1 protein-coding gene and 1 pseudogene are annotated in these 2,628 nt (G+C 49.2%); both read right to left on the reverse strand.

The features are described 5' to 3' along the window. Positions 1 to 162: 162 nt before the first annotated feature. A pseudogene (locus DSD30_RS22095) lies at positions 163 to 387 on the reverse strand (IS66 family transposase); the annotation flags it as partial. A 138-nt stretch (positions 388 to 525) separates the two neighbouring features. After that, a complete protein-coding gene (locus tag DSD30_RS21425; RefSeq protein WP_114011794.1) occupies positions 526 to 2,004 on the reverse strand; it encodes a methyl-accepting chemotaxis protein in 1,479 nt (492 codons plus the stop codon). Positions 2,005 to 2,628: the final 624 nt, after the last annotated feature.

Here is a 2,628-nt window from a genome sequence, read left to right on the forward strand (position 1 = left end):
AGCCTTGGAAATCTGGATGATGATGCAGATAGACGTCCTCGATAGTCCTGATTGACGTTGCAAAGAAGCTTGCTGCATCAGACGGAGATGAACCTTTCTGCATCGCCCAAGTAATTGCCGTGTGTTTTAGGGTATGGTGTGAGATTGGAATATATCCACGAACTAGCGTCTGAAATGGGCCATGCAGGCCATCTCGTGAACGCTGTTGTTGGCAAACAAGTCATTGAACCCGGTGTAGCCATCTGAGTGTATCCAGCCCTTGAACGGCGCCAGATGACCAGTTGGATGTTTCCCTTCCTGGTCAGAGCTGAACTTGTACCAGGCGGCGGATGGATCGCCGCTGGCCCATGGGCGCTCATCGCGCACATAGGTCCAAATGCGGGCTGTTGCACAGTTCTTTTTGGCCTACACCGACAACAATGAACGGACTTACGAAGCAAGGCGCTCGATAGAGCGCCCGTCCATTGATTCAAATATAAAAGGGCCGCCCGATGGGCGACCCGTTTCGCAGAGACTGATTTGGTTTTATGCCAATTGTTTGGAAGCTGCTCGGACTTTGCTGGTGGAGTCCTGCATTTGAGCTGTGGCTTGCGAGATCGTCCCGATATTGGTCGTGATCGTCGCAACCCCAGTCGATGCCATCTGCATATTGTCAGAAATGTCGCGCGTCACGGCTGCCTGTTCTTCGACGGCGGCTGCAATGCTTTCCGAGATCGAATTGACTTGCTGGATCACGGCTTTGATTTCTTGAATGGCGGAGACCGCATTGCCGGTTGACGACTGAACCGAGCTGATCTGCGCTGAAATCCGCTCCGTCGCCTTGGTGGTCTGTGAGGCCAGTTCCTTCACTTCCGAAGCCACGACGGCAAAACCCTTGCCTGCTTCACCCGCGCGCGCCGCCTCAATGGTGGCATTCAAGGCCAACAAGTTGGTTTGCGAAGCGATATTTTCAATCAGTTCGATGACTTCACCAATGCTCTGGGCGCTTTCGGACAGGCCAGCCATGATGCCCTCAGACTGGTTGGCTTCCTGCACTGCTTGTCCAGAGACTGAGCTGGCCTGCGACACCTGACGGCTGATTTCTTCAATCGAGGCGACCAATTCTTCAGACGCAGCAGCAACCGTTTGCACACTGGAAGAGGCCTGTGTCGCCGCGCTTGCCGCACTCGCGGCCTGTTGGTTGGTGCCGCTCACAGCATCGGCGACAAGATCAAGATCCGTGTCGATTTCTTTCTGGATGGACATTCGGCGCAAGCGGTTTTCGACGTCCTCGGTGATGTCGGTTGCGAATTTTGCAACTCGCATCGGCTTGCCATCATCATCAAGGATCGGATTGTAGGTCGCCAAAATCCAGACTTCTTTGCCGCCCTTGCCGACGCGCTTGAATTCACCCGAATGATACTGGCCTGACCGCAAATGCGCCCAGAATTCCTGATAATTGGGGCTATTCACTTCGGACGGTTCAACGAACATCCGGTGATGTTGGCCTTTGATCTCACTGAGATTGTAACCAAGCGTTTCACAGAAATTATCATTGGCATCAATGATGGTGCCGTCCATTTCAAACTCGATGACTGCCTGGGAGCGATTGATCGCCGCCATCTGGCCCGCGGTGCGAAGGGTGTCTTGCTTCTTCTGGGTTATGTCAGTTGCAATCTTGATGACGCGTTGAGGCTTGCCCGCACTATTCTTTATAACGCTATAACTGGCCTCAATCCAGATGACATGGCCATCTTTATGGATGCGTGGAAATTCGCCTGACATCGATTTTCCACTGGCCAGCTGTTTCCAGAAGTCGCGATAGGCGGAGCTTTTGGCAAGGGCTTCTTCAACAAACATGCTATGGTGTTTGCCTCTGATCTCTTCATGAGAATAACCGATCGCGCCGCAAAAATTATCATTTGCGAACAATATGTTGCCAGAAAGATCGAACTCGATCATGGCCCATGAATTGCTAATCGCATCGATCCGGGCCTTATTGAGATTGCCTGAAATTTTGAACATAGGGGTACACCATAACTAATCATTCATTTATTTCAGACTGGTTCCAATCCGTAAAATTATCATTAAATACATAAGTGTATTTCTGGAGTATTATGCCGTTATTATATGCCTCGAGGGTGTATTTGTACGTATTTTTGAGAAACGGTTTAAATTTTTTTGCAATTTAGAACGATATAACGACAAGCAATTTACCTATCATTTAGCAACTAGTGGCTGCTTTTATTTAACGTGATTACTTTATTATTGGTAGAGTTGCGTATTTGTTTTCAGGTATTGGTTGTATCTTTAGTCCTAAAACTTGCATTGTGAAAAACATCAATTGATATTTGTTGCAAAGGTAGTTGTGCCAAGGATACACAAGTGAAGGGATGCGATGCTCGCGAGGGTAGAGACTCCAAGACCCTATATATTGAGCGCAAAATTGTTCACAGAAAGCATACACAAAGACAGAGATATTGCTCCCTAGCGGGCAGAGCAATTGCTCAGCCCTATCCGAGGAGCCCTCTGAGAATTGATGCCCTTCCATTCCCTTGAGCCCGAATTTGGCTTTTGAAGCGGTTTTATGGGGTCATTTCACACCATTTCCAGCCTCTATTCACGCCGATTGCCCATTGCTTTGCCGAA

Source organism: Cohaesibacter intestini (assembly GCF_003324485.1).
GTDB lineage: Bacteria > Pseudomonadota > Alphaproteobacteria > Rhizobiales > Cohaesibacteraceae > Cohaesibacter > Cohaesibacter intestini.